At 68.4% G+C, this 20,998-nt stretch carries 18 protein-coding genes and 3 pseudogenes; 3 read left to right on the forward strand and 18 right to left on the reverse strand.

Translation table 11 applies throughout. The features are described from left to right. Nucleotides 1-425, reverse strand: a 425-nt coding sequence (locus PKA16_RS10510) for an RluA family pseudouridine synthase (protein ID WP_324403099.1), incomplete at its 3' end; no start/stop codon positions are given. Between the two features lie 128 nt (nucleotides 426-553). Here PKA16_RS10510 and PKA16_RS10515 point away from each other — a divergent pair. After that, nucleotides 554-1,357 (forward strand): outer membrane protein assembly factor BamD, encoded by an 804-nt coding sequence (locus PKA16_RS10515; RefSeq protein ID WP_324403043.1) that lies wholly within the window; start codon nucleotides 554-556, stop codon nucleotides 1,355-1,357. A 28-nt stretch (nucleotides 1,358-1,385) separates the two neighbouring features. Here PKA16_RS10515 and PKA16_RS10520 read toward each other — a convergent pair whose 3' ends face one another. The 14 genes and pseudogenes from PKA16_RS10520 to PKA16_RS10585 form a co-directional block, all read right to left on the reverse strand. Next, nucleotides 1,386-2,072, reverse strand: a complete 687-nt coding sequence (locus PKA16_RS10520) for a hemerythrin domain-containing protein (protein WP_324403101.1) — start codon at nucleotides 2,070-2,072, stop codon at nucleotides 1,386-1,388. Continuing rightward, nucleotides 2,061-2,726: pseudogene (locus tag PKA16_RS10525) on the reverse strand (ABC transporter ATP-binding protein); the annotation flags it as partial. The pseudogene PKA16_RS10525 and the gene PKA16_RS10520, both read right to left, overlap by 12 nt. Before the next feature lies 1 nt (nucleotide 2,727). Then, entirely contained in the window at nucleotides 2,728-3,471 is a 744-nt protein-coding gene (locus PKA16_RS10530; RefSeq protein ID WP_324403045.1) for an ABC transporter ATP-binding protein, read from the reverse strand. Then, nucleotides 3,468-4,510: pseudogene (locus tag PKA16_RS10535) on the reverse strand (branched-chain amino acid ABC transporter permease). The gene PKA16_RS10530 and the pseudogene PKA16_RS10535 overlap by 4 nt, the downstream one beginning before the upstream one ends. A 12-nt stretch (nucleotides 4,511-4,522) precedes the next feature. After that, nucleotides 4,523-5,377, reverse strand: coding sequence for a branched-chain amino acid ABC transporter permease (locus PKA16_RS10540; protein WP_324403047.1), 855 nt, complete (start codon nucleotides 5,375-5,377; stop codon nucleotides 4,523-4,525). An 80-nt stretch (nucleotides 5,378-5,457) separates the two neighbouring features. Next, complete coding sequence (locus PKA16_RS10545) at nucleotides 5,458-6,639, reverse strand: ABC transporter substrate-binding protein (protein ID WP_324403049.1); 1,182 nt, start codon at nucleotides 6,637-6,639, stop codon at nucleotides 5,458-5,460. A gap of 53 nt (nucleotides 6,640-6,692) precedes the next feature. Continuing rightward, on the reverse strand, nucleotides 6,693-8,588 hold the full coding sequence (locus PKA16_RS10550; protein WP_324403051.1) for an FAD-dependent monooxygenase: 1,896 nt from the start codon (nucleotides 8,586-8,588) through the stop codon (nucleotides 6,693-6,695). A 46-nt stretch (nucleotides 8,589-8,634) separates the two neighbouring features. Further along, nucleotides 8,635-9,813 (reverse strand): ABC transporter substrate-binding protein, encoded by a 1,179-nt coding sequence (locus PKA16_RS10555; protein ID WP_324403053.1) that lies wholly within the window; start codon nucleotides 9,811-9,813, stop codon nucleotides 8,635-8,637. A 61-nt stretch (nucleotides 9,814-9,874) separates the two neighbouring features. Then, nucleotides 9,875-10,831 (reverse strand): Gfo/Idh/MocA family oxidoreductase, encoded by a 957-nt coding sequence (locus tag PKA16_RS10560; protein ID WP_324403055.1) that lies wholly within the window; start codon nucleotides 10,829-10,831, stop codon nucleotides 9,875-9,877. 32 nt (nucleotides 10,832-10,863) lie between these two features. Further along, nucleotides 10,864-11,772, reverse strand: coding sequence for a class III extradiol dioxygenase subunit beta (locus PKA16_RS10565; protein ID WP_324403103.1), 909 nt, complete (start codon nucleotides 11,770-11,772; stop codon nucleotides 10,864-10,866). Between the two features lie 84 nt (nucleotides 11,773-11,856). Beyond that, nucleotides 11,857-12,231 (reverse strand): annotated as a pseudogene (ligA, locus tag PKA16_RS10570) (protocatechuate 4,5-dioxygenase subunit alpha); the annotation flags it as partial. Next, nucleotides 12,228-13,160 carry an amidohydrolase family protein gene (locus PKA16_RS10575; protein ID WP_324403057.1) on the reverse strand — a complete coding sequence of 311 codons (933 nt, stop codon included), beginning with the start codon at nucleotides 13,158-13,160 and terminating at the stop codon, nucleotides 12,228-12,230. The pseudogene ligA and the gene PKA16_RS10575, both read right to left, overlap by 4 nt. 126 nt (nucleotides 13,161-13,286) lie before the next feature. After that, nucleotides 13,287-13,970, reverse strand: a complete 684-nt coding sequence (gene ligK, locus PKA16_RS10580) for a 4-carboxy-4-hydroxy-2-oxoadipate aldolase/oxaloacetate decarboxylase (RefSeq protein ID WP_324403059.1) — start codon at nucleotides 13,968-13,970, stop codon at nucleotides 13,287-13,289. Between the two features lie 3 nt (nucleotides 13,971-13,973). Beyond that, on the reverse strand, nucleotides 13,974-15,002 hold the full coding sequence (locus PKA16_RS10585) for an amidohydrolase family protein (RefSeq protein WP_324403105.1): 1,029 nt from the start codon (nucleotides 15,000-15,002) through the stop codon (nucleotides 13,974-13,976). A gap of 289 nt (nucleotides 15,003-15,291) precedes the next feature. Here PKA16_RS10585 and PKA16_RS10590 point away from each other — a divergent pair, with 289 nt between their 5' ends. Further along, nucleotides 15,292-16,209, forward strand: a complete 918-nt coding sequence (locus PKA16_RS10590) for a LysR family transcriptional regulator (protein ID WP_324403061.1) — start codon at nucleotides 15,292-15,294, stop codon at nucleotides 16,207-16,209. 285 nt (nucleotides 16,210-16,494) lie between these two features. On the opposite strand, the gene PKA16_RS10595 is transcribed toward PKA16_RS10590, so the two are convergent. Then, nucleotides 16,495-18,516, reverse strand: a complete 2,022-nt coding sequence (locus tag PKA16_RS10595; protein WP_324403062.1) for an ATP-dependent DNA helicase — start codon at nucleotides 18,514-18,516, stop codon at nucleotides 16,495-16,497. A gap of 149 nt (nucleotides 18,517-18,665) precedes the next feature. On the opposite strand from PKA16_RS10595, the gene PKA16_RS10600 reads away from it, so the two are divergent. After that, nucleotides 18,666-19,466, forward strand: coding sequence for a protein phosphatase 2C domain-containing protein (locus PKA16_RS10600; protein WP_324403064.1), 801 nt, complete (start codon nucleotides 18,666-18,668; stop codon nucleotides 19,464-19,466). A gap of 16 nt (nucleotides 19,467-19,482) precedes the next feature. Here PKA16_RS10600 and PKA16_RS10605 read toward each other — a convergent pair whose 3' ends face one another. Both PKA16_RS10605 and zapE read right to left on the reverse strand, forming a co-directional pair. Further along, nucleotides 19,483-19,854, reverse strand: a complete 372-nt coding sequence (locus PKA16_RS10605) for a hypothetical protein (RefSeq protein WP_324403066.1) — start codon at nucleotides 19,852-19,854, stop codon at nucleotides 19,483-19,485. Further along, nucleotides 19,851-20,951, reverse strand: coding sequence for a cell division protein ZapE (zapE, locus tag PKA16_RS10610; protein WP_324403068.1), 1,101 nt, complete (start codon nucleotides 20,949-20,951; stop codon nucleotides 19,851-19,853). Before zapE ends, PKA16_RS10605 begins: the two co-directional genes overlap by 4 nt. Between the last annotated feature and the right edge of the window lie 47 nt (nucleotides 20,952-20,998).

The raw sequence follows: 20,998 nt of genomic DNA on the forward strand, positions 1-20,998 counted from the left end.
ACCACCAGCAGGCCGCTGGTGTCCTTGTCGAGGCGGTGCACGATGCCGGCGCGCGGCAGCGCGGCCGCGCGATCGTCATGCGCGAGCAGGCCATTGAGCAGGGTGCCGCTCCAGTTGCCGGGCGCCGGATGCACCACCAGGCCGGCTGGCTTGTCGATCACCGCCAGGTGCTCGTCCTCGTACAGCATGGCAAGCGCCATCGCCTGCGGCACGAAGGCCAGGCTGACGGGCGTGGGGCGCAGTTCGACCTCGATGCGGCTGGCGGCCAGTGCCTTGCGCGCGGGCTTGCCGACCGCCGCGCCGTCCAGTCGCACGGCGCCTTCCTCGATCAGGTGGCGCAGGTGGTTGCGCGAAAATTCGGGCAGCAGGGCCGCCAGCACACGATCCAGGCGCTGTCCGTGCAGCGCGGCGGGCACGGACAGCACGCGCTGCTCGGCCTGCGGGCCGGGGTCGGCGGCATCGTCCTCGACGTCCTCGGCGGCCCCCGGCGGGATGGGCGAGGGGGGGGTGGTCGATATAATTGTTCGTGCTTGATTCAAGAGGATTGCCACCGATGCAACGTGCCCGATTATCGGCGGCTGCCGCCGGGGTCCTGATGGCTGCCGCCCTGTTGTCGGCATGCTCGTCCAAGCCGGTCGATCGCACGGCTGGCTGGAGCCCGAACCGCATCCACGCCGAGGCCCGGGACGAGCTCAACTCGGGCGCCTACGACAAGGCGATACCGCTGTATGAAACGCTGGAAGGCCGCGCGGCGGGCACGCCGCTGGCCCAGCAGGCCCAGCTCGACAAGGCCTATGCACAGTTCAAGGATGGCCAGAAAGCCGAGGCGGTCGCGACGCTGGACCGCTTCATGCGCCTGCATCCGGCCAGTCCCGCGATCGACTATGCGCTCTACCTCAAGGGCGTGATCAACTTCAACGACGAGCTCGGGCTGTTCTCCTTCCTGTCACGCCAGGACCTGTCCGAGCGTGACCAGAAGGCGGCCAAGGAGGCCTTCGAGTCGTTCGACGAGCTGGTCAAGCGCTTCCCCGACTCGCGCTACGCGCCGGACGCGCGCGCACGCATGCGCTACACGGTCAATGCCCTGGCCCAGTACGAGGTGCACGTGGCCCGCTACTATTTCCTGCGCGGCGCCTACGTGGCGGCGATCAACCGCGCGCAGCAAGCCATCGCCGACTACCGCGACGCCCCGGCGCTGGAAGAGGCGCTGTACATCCTGACGCGCTCCTACGACAAGCTCGGCATGAACGAGCTGCGCGATGACGCCAGGCGCGTGCTGGACCAGAACTACCCCGACAGTCAGTACCTGGCACGCGGCTTCCAGCCACCCGACAAGCCGTGGTGGCAGATCTGGTGAGGGCCCGGGCAGCTCCGCCGCTGCCCCCTCACCCGCCGCGCGGATTGCCGACGCCGATCGGCGCCGGCGCCAGGTTGGTGATGCGCTTGAACAGTTCGGCGTAGCGGTTGTCGGTCCCGGTCCAGGGGTCCGCATTGCGCGCGAAGTCCTGGTTGATGGACTCCCACTCCTCGGGGCTGAACAGGCGTCGGGCGGCCGGCAGGATGTGGCGCTCCTCGGTGCCCATGTGCACCCACTCATCGGCGATATAGCTGCGCACGGCGTCACGAAAGGCCGGGAAGGCTTCGGCGCCGCCCTGCACGTAGGCGACCAGGGCGCGATCGAGCCGGCTGGTCATCAGGTCGGCGTCGCGGTGCTCGTCCTCCAGCTTGTCGAGGTAGGGGTCGACCTCGCGTGTCTTGGTGCGCAGCAGGGCGAAGATCTGGTTTTCCTTCGGGTGGTGCACCTTGTCGGGCACCTCGGCGATGTACTGGATCAGGCTGGCCAGCAGGGTGAAGTTGGGCTCCATGCGCCCCTCCTCGATGCCCTGCACGACGGCCGTGAGGCCATGCAGGACGGCGGCGACGGCGCGGTGCTCGTTCTGGATCGCCTCGATCGCCGGAATGCGCTCGCTCGGAACGGCGGGCGCGGCGGCCGTTGCCGCAGCCGCAGCCGGCGCGCCCGAAGTCGAGCCGGCACCAAGCCAGCCGTCGAGCCGCGCCTTGTCGCGCAGCAGCTCGTCGCTGTCGCCCGAGTAGACGACGCGACCTCGCTCGAGCACCAGGGCGTCGCGCGTGATCGGCAGGATCTGGCGCGCGTGCTGCTCGACCAGGATCACCGCCATGTCGCCGGCGTCGACCATGCCGTGGATGATGTGCAGCAGTTCCTGGGCAATCAGCGGCGCCAGCCCTTCCAGCGGCTCGTCGAGCAGCAACAGCCTGGGATTGAGCATCAGGGCGCGGCCGATCGCCAGCATCTGGCGCTCGCCGCCCGAGAGCTGGTTGCCCATGTTGGTGCGGCGCTCCTGCAGGCGCGGGAACATCTCATAGACGCGCGCCAGGTTCCAGGGGCCGGGCTGGGCCACGACAGTCAGGTTTTCCTCCACTGTCAGCGACTCGAACACGTCGCGCTGCTGCGGCACCCAGCCCAGGCCCATCAAGGCCCGGCGGTGGCTCGGCAGGCGCGTGATGTCGACGCCATCGAAGAAGATGCGACCCCGGCGCAGCCGCGTCGCCCCCATCAGGGTGCTGAGCAGGGTGGTCTTGCCCATGCCGTTGCGACCCAGCAGCGCCAGGCTGCTGCCGGCTTCCAGCGTGAACGACTGGTCTTCCAGCACGATGGCGTCGCCATAGCCGGCCCAGACGTTTTCGACGCGCAATAGCTCGGTCATGTCAACCCTCCCCCAGGTAGACCTGGCGCACGCGCGGATGGCGCGCGATGACCTCTGGCGTGTCTTCCACCAGCAAGGCCCCGCTCACCAGCACCGAGATGCGCTCGGCAAAGCGGAACACCAAGTCCATGTCGTGTTCAATCAGCAGGATGGTGACCTCGCGCGGCAGTTGCGCGATCACCTCGAACAGCTCGCGGCTCTCGCTCGTCGGCACGCCCGCGGCCGGCTCGTCGAGCAGCAGCACCCGAGGACGCTGCGCCAGCGCCAGCGCGATCTCGATCAGGCGCTGGCGACCATAGGCCAGGTTGCGCGTGCGCTCGTAGGCGTCGGACAACAGCCCCAGGCGCTGCAGGATCTGTGCGGCCTCATCCACCGCCTCGGCCTGCGCTGCCAGCGGCTTCCACCAGCGTGTCCCCAGGCCGTGGCGCTCGGCCACCGCCATGGCGACCGATTCCAGCACCGTCATGTCGGCAAACAGCTGGTTGATCTGGAAGGTGCGCACCAGGCCGCGGCGGCAACGTTCGTGCTGCGCCATGCGCGTCACGTCCTCGCCGTTCAGGACCACGCGGCCCTCGGTGGGTTCCAGATAGCCGGTAAGCAGGTTGATCAGCGTCGTCTTGCCGGCGCCGTTGGGGCCGATCAGCGCGTGGCGCGCGCCGGCCTCGACCGCCAGGTTGACGTGGTCGGTGGCGACGAAGCCGCCAAAGGTGCGCACCAGTTCGTGCGTCTGCAGCACGGTGCTCATGACGCGGCCTCCGCGCTCGCCGCGCGCGCGCGCAGGCGGCGCGACTCCTGCCACTTGGCGGCCGTGCCCAGGATGCCGCCGCGCGCGAACATCACCAGCAGCACCAGCGCCAGGCCCAGCCAGAACAGCCAGTACTGCGGATTCATGCCGGACAGCAGGTGCTTGGCGACGATGAAGACGATGGCGCCGATCAGCCCGCCGTAGAGCCGTCCGGTGCCGCCCAGGATCAGGATCAGCAGCAGGTCGGCCGAGTTCTCGAAGCCGAGCACCGAGAGCGAGACGAACTGGTTGGTCTGTGCCAGCAGCGCGCCGGCCACGCCGGCAAACGCGGCGCCGATGGTGTAGATCGCCACCAGGCGTCGGTTGATGGGCACGCCCAGCGCGGGCATGCGCTGGGCGTTCATGTGAATGCCGCGCAGGCTCTGGCCAAACGGTGAATGCACCAGGCGGCGCGCCAGCCAGAACAGCACGAACAGCACCACCACCGAATAGATGTAGCCGACGCGGCCGAACAGGTCGAACTCGAACAGGCCAAACACGGGACCGATCTCGATGCCGGGGATGCCGTCCACCCCGCCGGTGATCTCGGTGAACTTGTTGGCCAGCTCATACAGCATCAGCGCCACGCCCAGTGTCACCATCAGGCGCGCCAGGTCGCTGCCGCGCAGCAGCAGGAAGCTGCTGAAAAAGCCGACCACCGCCGCCAGCAGCGCGCCCGCGACGAGGCCCACCAGCGGATCGCCCCAGCCCTGCTGGGCCATCAGGCCGAGTAGGCACCGACCCCGAAGAAGGCCGCGTGGCCCAGGGAGATGATGCCAGCGTAGCCGAAGATCAGGTCCAGCGACAGCGCGAACAGCGCGGTGATGGCGATCTGGCTGAGCAGCAGATAGTTGCCCGGAAAGGCGAAATAGGCCAGCACCGGCAGCACCCAGAACGCGTATTCCAGGGGTTGCCAGCGCGGCGACCGGCGGAACCGGTCGAGCGCAGCGGCCGGCGCGGGCGCCGCGCCCGCGTCGGCGGCACGAAGGGATGGGGTCATCATGGTAGCGGCTCAGTTGTGCGCACGGCCAAACAGGCCCTGCGGTCGCACGATCAGGATCAGCACCATGATCGCGTAGATGATGAAGGCGCCGACCTGCGGCACGTAGTACTTGCCGGCCACGTCCGCCACGCCCAGCAGGATGGCGGCATAGAGCGAGCCGAGGATGCTGCCACCCCCGCCCACCGTGACCACGATCAGGAAGTACACGAGGTACTTGACCGGAAACTCGGGATCCAGGCCGAGCATCTCGACGCCCAGCGCTCCACCCAGGCCCGCCAGGCCGGAGCCCAGCGCGAACGTCAGCATGAACACGCGGCCGACGTCGATGCCCAGGCCGCGCGCCGTGCGCTGGTTGTCGACCGCGGCGCGCAGGCGCGCGCCAAACGAGGTGCGGATCACCGACCATTGCAGGCCGAAGGCGACCACCACGCCGGCGATCACCAGGAACAGGCGGTACACCCCGATGTCGATGCCCGGCAGCCGGATCTGGCCCGAGAGGAATTCCGGCAGGTGCAGCGGCTGCTGGCGCGCGCCGAAGAAGTAGTGCGTCGCCGCGACGGCCATGAACACCAGGCCCAGCGAGAACAGCACCTGGTCCAGGTCCGAGGCCTCGTACAGGTGGCGGTAGAGCGTGCGCTCGAGGACCACGCCGACCAGCGCCGGCACGATCACCGCCAGCGGAATCGTCGCCAGGAACGGCACGCCGTAGTCGTTGAGCAGCACCACGCAGACGTAGCCGCCGACCATGGCGAACACGCCATGCGCCAGGTTGACGAAGTTCATCAAGCCCAGTGTCACCGACAGGCCGACGCTGATCAGGAACAGCAGCATGCCAAAGGCGATTCCGTCAAAAATGATCGTCATGGTGCTTCCGGTGTGTGTCAGGTCCCGGCGCGTGCGAGCGGCACGCACCAGGGGTCAAACGGAGATCCGCGATGAGCATCCTACTGGGCCGCCTTGCCCGGGTCCTTCACGGCTTCCAAGGTCGCGAATTCGACGTTCTGCAGGGTGTCGTTCACGCGTTCGAGCTTGCGGATGTACTCGTTCTGGATGACGTCGCGCGTCTCGGGATCGATCTGCACCGGACCGCGCGGACTCGTCCACTTCATGCCCTTGGCGGCGGCCAGGAAGGCATCGCCGCCAGCGTTGCCGCCGGTCTTCTCGAGCACCTGGTAGATCAGGTGCATGCCGTCGTAGCCGCCGACCGACATGAAGTTGGGACGGTCCTTGGGGAAGGCCTTGAGGTAGGCCGCGACGTAGGCCTTGTTCTCGGGCGAGTCGTGCGCTTGCGAATAGTGGAACGCGGTGATCAGGCCGAGCGCCGAATTGCCCATGGCGGCCAGCTCGTTCTCGTCGGTCAGGTCGCCCGGGCCGATGGCCCGGATGCCGGCCTTCTCCAGGCCCAGTTCGCGAAAGCCCTTCATCAGCGCCACCATCGAGCTGCCGGGCGGCACGAAGGTGAACATGGCGTCGGGCTTGGCGTCCTTGACGCGCTCGAGGTAGGGCGCGTAGTCGGCGGCGTTGACGGGGGTGCGCACCTCGCCCACCACCTTGCCGCCCAGTTCGGTGAAGGTCTTCTTGAACTGTGCCTCGGCATCGTGCCCCGGGCCGTAGTCGGCAACCAGCGTGTAGGCGCTCTTGATGCCGTTTTCCGCGGCCCACTTGGCCATCGCCCACGCGCCCTGCGGCAGGGTCATGGAGACGCGCACGACATACGGCGACTTCTCGGTGATCGACGAGGTCGCCGCGTTCATCACGATCATCGGGACCTTGGCCTGCGTTGCCAGCGGCGCCACCGAAAACGCGTTGGGCGTCAGGTCGAAGCCGGCCAGGATGTCGACCTTGTCGTTCACCAGTAGCTCCTGCGCCGCGCGCTTGGCCACGGCAGGCGCCATGCCGGTGTCGTCCTTCACCACCAGCTGGACCTTGCGCCCGGCGACGGTATCGCCATGCTGCGCCATGTAGACGTCGATGCCGTGCTTGATCTGCTTGCCGTAGTCGGCGAATGGCCCGGACAGCGACAGCACTAGGCCGATCTTCAGGTCGTCGGCGGCCTGCGCCAGGCCCAGGCTTGCGCCCAGGCCCAGGATGGCGGCGGCGCGGATGACTTTGCTGGCAAATCTCATGAAGGACTCCTCGGGTTGTGAATGGTGGATCGGGCGGCGTACAGCATAGACGCTCAGGAGGGCTGCGAGCCCGGCCCGCGCAGGAAGCCGCGGAAGAAGGCGGCCAGTTCGGCCGTGTCGGCAAGCGGCAGCACGTGGGCCACGTACTGGTCCGGCCGCACGATCACCAGCGCGCCATCACGGCTGATGCCGCGTTGCGCGAAGATGTCGTCCGCACCGCCGAGCGACGCGAACACGCGCTCGTAGTCCACCAGCTCGTACGGGCCCACGCGCGGCATGAACACCGCCGGCACGCGTCCGATGTCGATCTCGGTGTGCGACTGCTGGCAGACCAGCTTGACGTCGTACCAGGCGGCAGCGCCTGGCTGGGCCTGCAGCGGGGAATCGGCCGAGTCGGCCAGCCAGTGCGCCAGTCGCGTCGTCGGGGAATCGTCTCCGATCGGTGCGCGGTCGGCGAACACGTACAGGCGCCAGCGGCCATCGGCGCGCGCCTCATGGCCCAGTTGCAGCGGCCGGGCGTCAGCGACGCGCATCACGCGCGCCGACCTGAAGCGCCTGCCGATGGGAAAGCCCGCGGCCAGCGCCTCGTGGCCGGCGTCGCCGGTGATCAGCGAGGGCGCGTACTGCGTCATGAAGCCCTGCGCGAACTCGGTGATCTGGGCGTAGGCGGCTTCGACCTCGCGCGGGTTGCCCAGTTGCTCGGGCGGCGTCGCCATCATGGTGGCCCAGCGCTTGTCGAAGTCGATGATGTCCTGGCCGATGCGCTGGCGCTCGGCCGAGTAGGTGGCGAGCAGCGCCTCGAGGCTGCGCCCTTCCAGCACGTGACCGAGCTTCCAGGCCAGGTTCCAGCCGTCCTGCATCGACACGTTCATGCCCTGTCCGGCCTTGGCGCTGTGCGTGTGGCTGGCGTCGCCTGCGATGAAGACGCGCGGTAGACGCTGGCCGATCCTGTCCAGCGGCACGTCGTCGAAGCGGTCGCAAACGCGGTGGCCGACCTCGTACACGCTGTACCAGGCGACGTGGCGCACGTCGAGCGTGTAGGGGTGCAGGATGGCCTGGGCACGGGCGATGACCTCCTCGACCGGGGTCTGGCGGATGCTGCTGCGCGCCTGCGCATCGACGTCGCCGAGGTCGACGTAGAGGCGCACCAGGTAGCCCCCTTCGCGCGGAATCAGCAGGATGTTGCCGGCGTCGTGCGACTGGATCACGCACTTGGTGCGAATGTCCGGGAAGTCGGTCACCGCCAGCAGGTCGACCACGCCCCAGGCGTGGTTGGACGCACCGCCGCTGAAGTTGCAGCCGATGGCGCCGCGCACCCGGCTGTGCGCGCCGTCGGTGCCGATCACGTAGCGCGCGCGCACGAGCTGCCTGTGGCCCATGTGTTCGCCCGCGCTGTGCGCCAGGGTGACGGTGACCGGATGGTCGCCGCTTTCGGAGATTTCCAGGTCTTCGAACTCCAGGCCCCAGTCGACCTTCATGCGCGTGGGTGCCTGCGCCATGACGCGACCGAAGTAGTCGAGCACGCGCGCCTGGTTGACGAGGATGTGCGGGAACTCGCTGACATCGCGCTCGTCCTCGGGCTCGCGCGAGACACGCACGATGCGCGCCACATCCCGGGGGTCCGGCTTCCAGAACACGGTCTGCGTCACCTCGCAGCCTTCGGCGACGATCTCGTCGGCAAAGCCAAAGGCGGCGAAGGTCTCGACGCTGCGCTTCTGGATGCCATCGGCCTGGCCGATCTCCAGCCGTCCGGCGCGCCGATCGACGATGCGCGTGGTGATGCCGGGAAACTGCGCCAGCTGCGCCGCGGCAATCATGCCGGCGGGGCCGGCGCCGACGATCAGCACGTCGACCTGGTCTGGAATCCGCTCCGGTCGGTTCAATCCGACCTCGGACGCCGGCTGCACGCGCGGGTCTTCGGAGACGTAACCGTGGTGATGGAACTGCATGACCGGTGAGGCGAGAGTCGTGTCGTGATGGAGCGCGCCGCCGGGCTCACTTGCCCGCCTTGCCCGGATCCTTGACCGCCTCGTAGGTGGCGAACTCGACGTTCTGCAGCACGCCGTCCACTTTTTCGACCTTGCGGATGTAGACGTTCTGGATGATGTCGCGGGTCTGCGGATCGATTTCGATCGGGCCACGCGGGCTGACCCACTTCATGCCCTTCGCCGCGCCAATGAAGGCGTCGACACCGGCGTCGCCCTGGGTCTTTTCAAGCACGCTGTAGATCAGGTGCATGCCGTCGTAGCCCGCGACGGCCTGGAAGTTCGGGCGGTCCTTCGGGTAGGCCTTGGCGTAGGCCGCGACAAACGCCTTGTTCTCGGGCGAATCGTGGGCTTGCGAGTAGTGGAACGAGGTGATCATGCCGAGCGCGGCGTCGCCCATGGCGGCGAGCTCCTCCTCGTCGGTGACGTCGCCGGTGGCGAGCGCCTTGATGCCGGCCTTCTCCAGGCCCCGCTCCTTGTAGCCCTTGGCCAGCGCGACGCCGTCTTCGCCGTTGGGCACGAAGAAGAACACGGCGTCCGGCTTGGCATCCAGCACGCGCTGCAGGAAGGGCGCGTAGTCGGGGGTGTTGACGGGCGTGCGCACCTCGCCGGCGATCTTGCCGCCCAGGCCCTTGAAGGTGCTCTGGAACGCGCTCTCGGCGTCGTGCCCGGGACCGTAGTCCGACACCAGGGTATAAGCCGACTTGACGCCATTTTCCCAGGCCCAGCGCGCCATCGGCGCCGCGTCCTGCTGCAGCGTCATCGACACGCGCACGATGTTGGGTGATTTCTCGGTCACCGACGAGGTGGCGGCGTTCAGCACCACCATCGGCACCTTGCCCTGGGTTGCCAGCGGCGCCACCGAGAAGGCGTTGGGCGTGAGCGTGAAGCCGGCCAGGACGTCGACCTTGTCCTTCACCAGCAGCTCCTGGGCGTGGCGCTTGGCCACCGCCGGTGCAATGCCCGTGTCGTCCTTGACGATGAGCTTGACCTTGCGCCCGGCCACGGTATCGCCGTGCTCGGCCAGGTACAGGTCGATGCCGTTCTTCACCTGCTTGCCATGCGCAGCAAACGGGCCGGACATCGGCATGATCAGGCCGATCGTCAGGTCCTTGGCCTGCGCGATGCCAAACGCGGCGGCTACGCTGGCCACCAGCGCCAGCCTGGTCAAGCGTGCAACGGGTTTCATATCGGTCTCCTCGGTTCCTAAGCGGTGGGTGTAGGTTGTCGTGTTTCGCGCACCGGACGCTTCAGCCGGCCAGCTGCTGCTCCAGCCGGTGCAGCACCTCGTAGCAGGGCAGCACCTGGGCCACGCTGGCATTGGGCTCGCGGCCCTCGTGGATGGCGGCGAAGAATTCGCGGTCCTGCAGCTCGATGCCGTTCATCGACACGTCCACCTTCGACACGTCGATCTTCTCGTCCTTGCCGGTGAACAGGTCGTCGTAGCGCGCGATGTAGGTCGCGCTGTCGCCGATGTAGCGGAAGAACGTGCCGAGCGGCCCGTCGTTGTTGAAGCTGAGCGACAGCGTGCAGATGGCCCCGTTCGCGGCCTTGAGCTGGATGCTCATGTCCATGGCAATGCCCAGCTCCGGATGGATCGGGCCCTGGATGGCGTTGGCCTGCACGATCGGGCTGCCGGCCTGCCAGGCGAACAGGTCGACCGTGTGCGCCGCGTGGTGCCACAGCAGGTGGTCAGTCCAGGAGCGCGGCTGGCCCAGCGCGTTCATGTTGCTGCGGCGGAAGAAATAGGTCTGCACGTCCATTTGCTGGATGTTAAAGCTGCCGGCGGCAATCTTCTTGTGCACGTACTGGTGGCTGGGGTTGAAGCGGCGCGTGTGCCCGACCATGGCGATGCGCCCGGCCTGCTTCTGCGCGGCGGCCACCTGCTGGCCGTCGGCCAGCTTGTCGCACAGCGGGATCTCGACCTGCACGTGCTTGCCGGCGCGCAGGCAGGCGATGGCCTGCTCGGCGTGCATCTGCGTGGGCGTGCACAGGATCACGGCATCGACCTCGGGCAGCGCCAGGCTCTCGGCCAGGTCGGTCGCCACATGGCCGATGCCGTACTTGTCCGCCACTTCCTGCGTGGCGTCCCGGCGCCGGCCGATCAGCGACACCACCTCGACGCCGTCGATGTTCCGGATGCCGTCCAGGTGCTTGATGCCGAAGGCGCCGGCACCGGCCAGCGCGACCTTGATTGTCTTGCTCATGTCTGTCCTCGATGCGTGGCCCGGACGCGTCCTCAGGCCTGGTTTTCCAGAATCAGGTGGCCGACCGCGGTGTTCGACGCCGGCACGTGATAGAAGCGGTGCACCACCCGGGGCGCCGGACCGCCAGCGGCGTCGGCCATGGCGCCGCGCGCGATCAGCCACATCACCAGCTCGATGCCCTCGCTGCCGGCCTCGCGCACATAGTCGATGTGCGGCATGGCCGACAAGTCCTGCGGATCGGCGATCAGGCGGTCGAGGAACGCGTTGTCCCACTCGCGGTTGATCAGGCCGGCGCGCGGGCCCTGGAGTTGGTGGCTCATGCCGCCAGTGCCCCAGATCTGCACGTTGAGCGGCCGGTCAAAGCTCTCGATGGCGCGGCGGATCGCCTGGCCGAGGGCGAAGCAGCGCGCGCCCGAGGGCACCGGGTACTGCACCACGTTGACGGCAAACGGAATCACCTTGCACGGCCACTGATCGGGCGTGCCGAACATCAGGTTCAGCGGCACGGTCAGGCCATGGTCGACCTTGAGGTCGTTGACGATGGTGAGGTCGAAGCCCTGCTGGATCACCGACTGCGCGATGTGCGAGGCCAGCTCCGGCGCGCCGATCACCTTGGGCACCGGGCGCGCGCCATAACCCTCGTCGGCCGGCTCGAACTCGGCCGCGGTGCCGATGGCGAAGGTGGGGATCATGCGCAGGTCGAAGCTGGTCGCGTGGTCGTTGTAGACGAGGAAGATCACGTCCGGCGTGTGCTCCTTCATCCACTGCTTGCTGAACTCGAAGCCCTGGAACATCGGCGCCCAGTAGGGCTCGGTCGTCTTGCCGTGATCGATTGCCGCGCCGATCGCCGGCACGTGCGACGAATACACCGAGGCGCTGATGCGCGCGTGCTGCGTCGCCTTGTCCTTCGTGGCTGCGGCCTGCTGAACGGCCGTTGCCAGGTCCTGTTGCGCCTTTTCTTCCCAGGCCTTCCAGGCCTCGGTCCGGCTCATCGGGCCCTGGGCGTCGCCGCCCTCGCCCACCACCCGATTGCCCTCGGCACTGCGGCCACCGGCCATCATCATGGCGCGATACTGCTGCTCGGTCATGCCGGTCATGCTGCCGGCCATCTGCTGGAACGACAGGCCGTCGGTGGCGCCGAGCTTGGAGAGGAAGTAGATGTTGCCGCCGGTCTTCATCATCCAGTTCAGGTCGCGCGCGCGCACCGCCGCCTTCTGCTCGTCGGTCATCGGCCACTCGGAGAGGTAGGCGTCCTCGTCCGCCTTGAAGCGCGCGCGGTTGTCGGCCTTCATCAGGCTCATGCAGAACTGGTTGAGCCAGTAGCCCTTGCGGCTCTGGTCGGCATCGAAGATCGTGGTGCCGGGGACGTCGAGATAGGGTTTGTTGAGGGACATGCTCATTTCTCCTCGGGCCAGTACAGGCGCATGGGGTTGTCGACCAGCAGCTTGCGTTGCAGCTCGGCCGTGGGCGCGATGTGCGGGATGAAGTCCACCAGCAGGCCGTCGTCGGGCATGTGGTTCTTCAGGTTGGGGTGGGGCCAGTCGGTGCCCCACAGCACGCGGTCGGGGAAAGTCTCGACAATGCGGCGTGCGAAGGGCACGACGTCGCGGTAGGCTGCCTGCTCGCCATCCAGTGCCGGCGGGCCGGAAATCGACAGGCGCTCGGGACAGCTCACCTTGCTCCAGACGTTGGCGTGCTCGCGCATGAACTTGATGAACAGCGCGAACTCGGGGCCGTCGACCGGCTTGCTCACGTCCGGCCGGCCCATGTGATCCACCACCACCGTGGTCGGTAGCGCGGTGAAGAAGTCCCACAGCTCGGGCAGGTCCACCGCTTCGAAGTAGATCACCACGTGCCAGCCGAGCCGGGCGATGCGCCCGGCGATCTCCATCAGTTCGTCCTTGGGCGTGAAGTCCACCAGGCGCTTGACGAAGTTGAAGCGCACGCCGCGCACGCCGGCCGCGTGCAGGCGCTGCAGTTCGTCGTCGGTGACGCTGCGCCTGACCGTGGCCACGCCGCGTGCCTTGCCACCCGACGATTGCAGCGCATCGACCAGGGCGCGGTTGTCGGCGCCGTGGCAGGTGGCCTGCACGATCACGTTGCGCGCAAAGCCCAGGTGGTCGCGCAGGGCGAAGAGCTGGGCCTTGGAGGCGTCGCAAGGCGTGTACTTGCGCTCGGGCGCATAGGGAAACTCGGCGCCCGGGCCGAACACGTGGCAGTGCGCGTCGACGCTGCCGGGCGGCAGCTTGAAGCGCGGCTGGCTGGGTCCCTCGAACCAGTCGAGCCAGCCCGCCGTCTTGGTGAAATCGCCGCTTGTGGATTTGCTCATGATAGGGATCCGAATTACCGGACGCGAAGAGCGCGAAGGACGCGAAAGAGACATCAATCCGATGGGTTTCTTTCGCGTTCTTCGCGTCACTCTCGCGTCCTTCGCGTCCGGCTGTTCATTCAGCGTTCAATCGACGTAGCGCAGGCCGGCCTTGGCCAACCCCTCGCGCATCTTGTAGTAGTCCAGCCCCAGGGTACCGCCGGCGAAGATCTCGCGCTTGCCGCTCTCGTTGTCCTCGCGCTTGCGCGCGGCCTCCAGCGTGGCGGCGGCGCGCGCGGCGGGCACGCAGACCACGCCGTCGTCGTCGGCCACGATCACGTCGCCGGGCGTCACCAGCATGCCGGCGCAGACGATCGGGATGTTGACCGAGCCCAGCGTGGCCTTGATCGTGCCCTTGGCGCTGATGGCCTTGCTCCAGACCGGGAAGCCCATCTCGTGCAGCGTGCGCACGTCGCGTACGCCGGCGTCGATGATGAGGGCACGCGCGCCGCGTGCCTTGAAGCTGGTGGCCAGCAGGTCGCCGAAATAGCCGTCGGTGCATTCGGCGGTGACGGTGGCCACCACGATGTCGCCGGGGCGGATCTGCTCGGCCGCGACGTGCATCATCCAGTTGTCGCCCGGCTGCAGCAGCACGGTGACGGCCGTGCCGCTGACCTGGGCGCCGGGGTAGATCGGTCGCATGTAAGGCTTGAGCAGCCCGACGCGGCCCATGGCCTCGTGCACGGTGGCGCTGCCGAAGTGCGCCAGTGCGTCCGCGCTGGCCGCGTCGGCGCGCTGGATGTTGCGATAGACCACTCCGAGTTCATACATGGCTCAGTTCCCCCTTGCCTTGAGCGCCGCATCCAGGCGCGGAAACACGCGTCGCGCATTGCCTTCGTAGACCTTGAAGCGGTCCGCTTCGCCGAGGTTGGCGGTGGCCTGCACGTAGCGCTTCGTGTCGTCGTAGTAGTGCCCCGTCTCCGGGTCGATGCCGCGCACGGCGCCGATCATCTCGCTCGCGAACAGGATGTTGTCGACCGGGATCACCCTGGTCAGCAGGTCGATGCCGGGCTGGTGGTAGACGCAGGTGTCGAAGAAGATGTTCTTCAGCAGGTGGTCCTGCAGCAGCGGCTTCTTCAGCTCCTGCGCCAGGCCCCGGTAGCGGCCCCAGTGGTAGGGCGCGGCGCCGCCCCCGTGCGGAATGATGAAGCGCAGCTCGGGGAAGTCACGAAACAGGTCGCCCTGGATCAGCTGCATCACGGCCGTGGTGTCGGCGTTGATGTAGTGCGCCCCCGTGGTATGGAAGCACGCATTGCACGAGGTGCTGACGTGGATCATGGCCGGGATGTCCCACTCGACCATCTTCTCGTAGATCGGATACCAGTGACGGTCGGTCAGCGGCGGACTGGTCCAGTGGCCGCCCGACGGATCCGGATTCAGGTTGATGCCGACGAAGCCGTATTCCCGGATGCACTTTTCCAGTTCCGGAATGCAGCTGGCCGGGTCGACTCCAGGCGACTGCGGCAGCATGGCCACGCCCATGAAGTGCTCGGGAAAGAGCTGGGCCACGCGATGGCACATCTCGTTGCACAGCGCCGCCCAGGTGCTGGAAACCTGGAAGTCGCCGATGTGGTGCGCCATGAAGCTGGCGCGCGGGCTGAACAGCGTGAGATCGGCGCCGCGTTCCTTCATCAGGCGCAGCTGGTTGCTCTCGATGCTCTCGCGGATGGCGTCGTCGCTGATCTTCAGCTCGGAGGCCTGGGGCATTTGCGCCGGGTCCTGGATGCCGGCGATCTGGCGCTGGCGCCAGTCGGCCAATGCCTGGGGCGCCGTCGTGTAGTGGCCGTGGCAGTCGATGATCAGGGGTGGCCTGGACATGCTTGCATCTCCTTGCGCGCCCCGCCGCAAAGGCGGCGACAGCGGGGCATCTTGTTCGTTCCGGTTCCCGGCACACCGCGGGCGGCATACCGGCAATCGCCTTGGCGCGCTGCCCAGGGCGCTGTGGCATGCAGGCCGCACTGGCAAGTCACCGAGGACTGGGTTTGATTATGAAATTCCGCTGGCGCTGCGACTAGGGCCAAGGCCGACTAGCTGTTATATCGATTTGATATAACCCCTACCTAGAAATGCAAAATCAAGGGTAAACCCTCAGATGGAACTGCGCCAGCTCGAATACTTCCTGCGCGTCGCCGAACTCGGCAGCTTCACCCGCGCGGCGCTGGCACTGGATATCGCGCAGCCGGCGCTCAGCCGCCAGGTACGCCTGCTCGAGGTGGAGCTGCGTCAGAACCTGCTGAAGCGCAACGGGCGCGGCGTCACGACGACCGAAGCCGGACAGTTGCTGCTTGAGCATTGCCGCGGCATCCTGCACCAGGTCGAGCGTGCACGCGAGGACATGGCGCGCGTGGAAGGCGCCCTGGCTGGCCGTGTGGTGCTCGGCATGCCACCGAGCGCCGCGCGCATGCTGACCGTACCGCTCACACGTCGGTTCCGCCAGCAACTTCCGCAAGCGGCACTGTCGATCGCCGAGGGGCTGTCGTTTGCGATGCAGGAATGGCTGCTTGCCGGGCGCCTGGATATCGCCCTGCTCTACAACCCGAACCCCTCGCCCGACGTGATGCTGGAGCCGCTCACCAGCGAACAGCTCTATCTGGTGGGCCGGCGCGACGGCGCGTTCGAGAGCGAACCCTTGGCCCTGCGCGCCCTGGCCGAAATCCCGCTGGTCATCCCCAATCGCCCGCACACGGTGCGCATGCTGCTGGAAAGCCAGATGGCCCAGATCGGCTGCAAGCCCCTCGTGGCACTCGAGATCGATGGAGTCCCGGCCATCCTCGACCTGGTCGCCGACGGCGCCGGCTGCGCAGTCCTGACGCACCAGGCGGTGCTGACTTCGTCGCACCCGCAGCGCTTCCAGGTGCGACCCATCGTGCAGCCCGACATCCACAGCCGCCTGTTCCTGGCCACCGCCAGCAGCCGCGTCACCACCCTGACCCAGAACATGGTGTTGCGCCTGATCCGCGAGACGGTGCACGCCGTCTATCCCGCGGCCATGGTTTCCATCGACGCTTGAACTGGAACCCCCTGTGTCGCTGCGCTCCTTCCCCCCAGGGGGGACGCACCCTGTGGCCAGGGAAACCCCGGTCACGGGCGCCCCGGCAGGCCGGCTTCGCGGCCTTCGGATCTTCCGGGTTTCATGCGTCGCGGGCGGCGCAAAGCACGGTGGAACGGCCGAGATGACACGCTCCCTGAGCCGCCGCGCTCCTGCCCTCAAGGGGGACGCACGAAGTGGCCAGCAAGGCCCAGGCCACAGGTGATCGCTTGAGGTCTGCGCCGCGGCCACCGGAGCCGCGTCGCTTCATGCGGCTGCGGCCACGCCCCGGGGCAGCGCGTCCAGCCAGGCCTCGAACTCGGCGGCGCTGGCGAGTCGGTGCATGGGCGGCAGCACGGCGAGCAGGCGGCGCCCGTAGGCCATGGTCGCCAGTCGCACGTCGCACACCACCAGCGCGCCGCGGTCGGTCTCGGTGCGGATCAGCCGACCCGCACCCTGCTTGAGCGCCACCGCGGCAGCCGGCACCGAGTAATCGGCAAAGGCGCTGCGGCCCTGCTCCTCGAGCCGGCGGCAGCGCGCCTCGACCAGTGGATCGTCGGGCGGCGGAAACGGCAGCTTGTCGATCACCACCAGCTGCAGCGCATCGCCCGGCAGGTCCACGCCTTCCCAGAACGAGGCGGAGGCCACCAGCACGCACCCCGGCCGTCCCTGCGTGCCGGCGCCGCGAAAGCGCTCCATCAGCACGCGCTTGGGCCACTGGCCCTGTTGCAGCACCTCGATCGCCCCGCCCGCGCCAAAGCGCTGCGCCAGCGCCTCGCCCACCGCGCGCAGGGCGCGCAGGGTGGTGGTCAGCACCAGGGTGCGCCCCCCCAGGCGCGCCGCCGCGTCGCCCGCGAGTCGCGCGACCTGCGCGCTGTGCGGGGGATCGGATGGGCGCACGAGGTGGGTCGGGACGTAGAGCGCGGCCTGGCGCGCGTAGTCGAACGGGCTGCCGATCCGCAAGACCTCGGCGCCCTGCAGGCCGCAGGGCTCGGTGAACCAGCGCAGCTGCTCGTCTGCGCCCAGGGTGGCCGAGACAAAGATCCAGGCGCGCCCCGCCACTGCTGCGCCCTCGGCTTCGGCAGGCGCCGCCAGCAGGCGCGTGCGCACTGTCTCGCCGATGTCCAGCGGTGACTCGAACAGGCGCAGCGCGCTGCCCACGTCGACCCAGCGCACCGAATCCGCCGAACAGGCTTGCCCAAAGCCTTCGGTGCGCTCCCCCAGTTCGAGCGTGCGCTGGTGCAGGCGCGCGAAATCGGGCCCCGCGTCAACCAGTGGCTCGAGCGCCCGCCCCGCCCGCTCCAGGCTCGCGCGCGTGCGTGCCAACGCGTCCAGCCACGCCGTTGCGTCCACGCCATCGGGTGCGCTGCCACGCCAGCGCAGGCGCGCGCTGCGGCGCTCGCCGGCCGCCACCAGGCGCAATTCGCGCGCCGCCTGCTCGAGCTCGCCCGCCAGGGCACTCCAGTCGGCCAGGCCCCGTGCCTGCTGCAGCCCGGCCGCGAGCAGGTCGCGTGCCAGGTCGAACAGCTGGCCCGTGCCCAGTTGCCGGCCGAGGAACTGGATGCCGGTCTCGTTGAGCTGGTGCGCCTCGTCGAACACCACCACGCGCACCGTCGGCAGCAGTTCGGCCATGCCGGATTCGCGGATCGCGAGATCGGCGAAGAACAGGTGATGGTTGATCACCACCACGTCGGCCGCCATGGCCTGGCGCCGCGCCAGGTTGACGTGGCAGGCGCGAAATTGGGGGCAGTCCGCGCCGAGGCAGTTCTCGCGCGTGCTGGTGACCAGCGGAATCACCGGCGAGCGCTCGTCGAGGTCGGGCAGTTCTGCCAGGTCGCCGGTGCGCGTGCTGCGCGCCCAGCGCTCGATCCGGCCAAGCGTGCGCCGCTGCGTCACCGTGAGCGCCGCCTGGCCGGCCTGCTCCAGGCGGTGCAGGCACAGGTAGCTGGAGCGGCCCTTGAGCAGGGCGGTGCGCGCCGGCACGCCCAGCACCTCGACCAGGCGCGGCAGGTCGCGGCCATGGAGCTGGTCCTGCAGGGCCTTGGTGGCGGTCGACAGCAGCACGCGCTCGCCCGAGAGCAGGGCCGGCACCAGGTAGGCGAAGGTCTTGCCGACGCCAGTGGCGGCCTCCACCACCAGCTCGCCGCCCTGCGTGACCGTGCGCGCCACGGCCAGCGCCATCCCGGTCTGGCCGGCGCGCACGCGAAAGCCCTCGATCGCGCGCGCCAGTGGTCCCTGCGGATCGAACACGGCACGCACGGCGTGCTGCAGCGACACGTCATCCGCCATGCGGATTCCTGTCAGGCAGCCGGCACCCTCGCTCGGAATGCGTCGCAATGCAGGGGTAGTTCACGGTTTCAGGTGCGTTCGAGGGTGCCACGGCCCCGGGTGCAGCCGATAATACGGCGCCAACCCGCATCACCCGACCGGACACACACATGGACAAGGGATATCGACTCAGCGCCGCCACCGGCCTGCACAAGGGCGACCGCGACTACCAGCAGGACCAGGTCGCCCTGCTCACGCACGCGCGCGCGTCCGGTTGCGTGCTGGGGGTGATCGCCGACGGCATGGGCGGACGGACCGGGGGACGCAAGGCGGCGGACCAGGTGCTGCTGACCGCGCGCCAGCTGTTCGAGCGCTACGACCCCGACGCCGACGACGGTGCCGCCCTGCTGCGCCAGATCGCCCAGGAAGCCCACCTGGTGATCAAGCTGACGGCGATCGCGGCCGAGCAGGAGCCGCACAGCACGATCGCGCTGTTCCTGGTCAACCCGGGCGGCGAGTGCTTCTGGCTGCACGCCGGCGACTCGCGCATCCACCAGTTCCGCGGCGCCCAGCTGGTGCGTCGCACCACCGATCATTCCTACGTGCAGCAACTGGTGGCCCAGGGCCAGCTCACCGAGGAGGAGGCGAACGACCATCCGCAATCGAACGTGCTCACCTCGTGCCTGGGCACCGAGCCGGAACCCAACTTCACCAGCCAGCACATCGCCAGCCTGCAGATCGGCGACACATTGCTGTCCTGCTCCGACGGCCTGTGGCATTACTTCTCGATCGAGGAACTGGGCTCGGTCGTACAAGCGCTGTCGCCGCGCGAGGCGAGCGAGTTGCTGGTGGAGAAGGCGCGCGAGCGTGCCGGCGGCGGCGGCGACAACCTGTCGCTGGTAATCGTCAAGGTCGAACCGCCGGTGGAAACCAAGCCGCAACGGCGCTCGACCCTGGTGCCGCTGAACTGAGCCCGAGGGAGCCAGCTCAGCGATTCTTTTCCTCGATCGCGCGCAGGCGTGCCGCAGTCCGCCGCTCGCGCTCTAGCGCGTTGAGTGCCAGTTCGTCGCGCTGCACTGCCGCCAGCACATCACGCTGGCGCAGCCGCGCTTCGCGCAGGCAGTCGTTCACGGCAAAGCGGCGCCAGCAGGCCAGCTCATCCGCGGCATGGCGCTGGCGCGCGGACTCGCGCTGCTGCGCAAGCCGGGTGCGTTCACCCTTCAGCCAGGCGTCGAAATCCGCCTCGGCCAGGCCGGCGGGAGGCGCCAGGGCCGCCACCGACGTCTCGGGCGCCGCAACCGGCTGGGCGCAGCCCGCCATCAGCAGGAGCACGGCAAACGCGGCAACGGCGGGTCTCATGTGAGGTGCGTGTCCACCGTGCGGTGCGGCAGGCTCAGGTACTCGGTCGACTGCATCTCGTGCAGGCGGCTCACGGTGCGCGGAAACTCGTGCAACAGCGGACCTTCGGTGTAGAGCTGCTCCGGCGGCACGGCGGCCGAGAGAATGAGCTTGACGTGGCGGTCGTAGAGCACGTCCACCAGCCAGGTGAAACGCCGCGCCTCCGAGGCCATGCGCACCGGCATGTGCGGCACGTCCGACAGCAGCACGGTGTGGAAGCGGCTGGCGATCTCCAGGTAGTCGTTCTGCGAGCGCGGTCCGCCGCACAGGGTGCGGAAGTCGAACCAGACGACGCCGCCCGCGCGCCGGCGCGCGCGGATCTCGCGCGCCTCGATATGCAGCACCGGATCGTCGTCGGCGCGCGTGGCGAGCTGGTCGAAGGTCGCCGCCATCGCCGCGTCGGCCTCGGCCCCGAGTGGGGTGTGGTAGATGCGCGCCTGCTCGAGGGTGCGCTGGCGATAGTCCACGCCGTTGTCGACGTCGATCACTTCCATGCGCTCGTTCAGCAGGGCGATGGCCGGCAGGATGCGGTCGCGGTGCAGGCCGTCGGGATACAGGTCGTCCGGCCGGAAGTTGCTGGTGGTGACGAAGCCGACGCCATTGTCGAACAGCGCCAGCAGCAGCCGGTACAGGATCATCGCGTCCGTGATGTCGGCCACGTGGAACTCGTCGAAGCAGATCAGCTTGAAGCGCTTGCCCATGCGCCGGCCCAGCTCGTCGAGGGGGTTCACCGTGCCCTGCAGACCCGTCAGCTCGCGCTGTACCTCGCGCATGAATTCGTGGAAGTGCAGGCGCGTCTTGCGCTTGAGCGGCACGGCCTGATAGAAACAATCCATCAGGAAGCTCTTGCCGCGCCCGACACCGCCATGCATGTAGACGCCGCGCGGGATGTCCGGGTGGTTGAACAGCTTCTTGAGCGAATTCGAGCGCCGGCTCTTGTAGGCTGCCCATTCGCGGGCGCAGCGCTCCAGGGCGTCCACCGCGCGCAGCTGCGCCGGGTCGCTCTGGTAGCCACGCGCCTTCAATTCGGCCTCGTAGGCCTCGCGCACGCTGCTCATCCGCCCTGCCGTATGCCGTCTGATACTCGTGGGCCAGCCGCCCGCAC

It is taken from the genome of Ottowia sp. (genome assembly GCF_035325765.1).
Lineage (GTDB): Bacteria > Pseudomonadota > Gammaproteobacteria > Burkholderiales > Burkholderiaceae_C > Ottowia.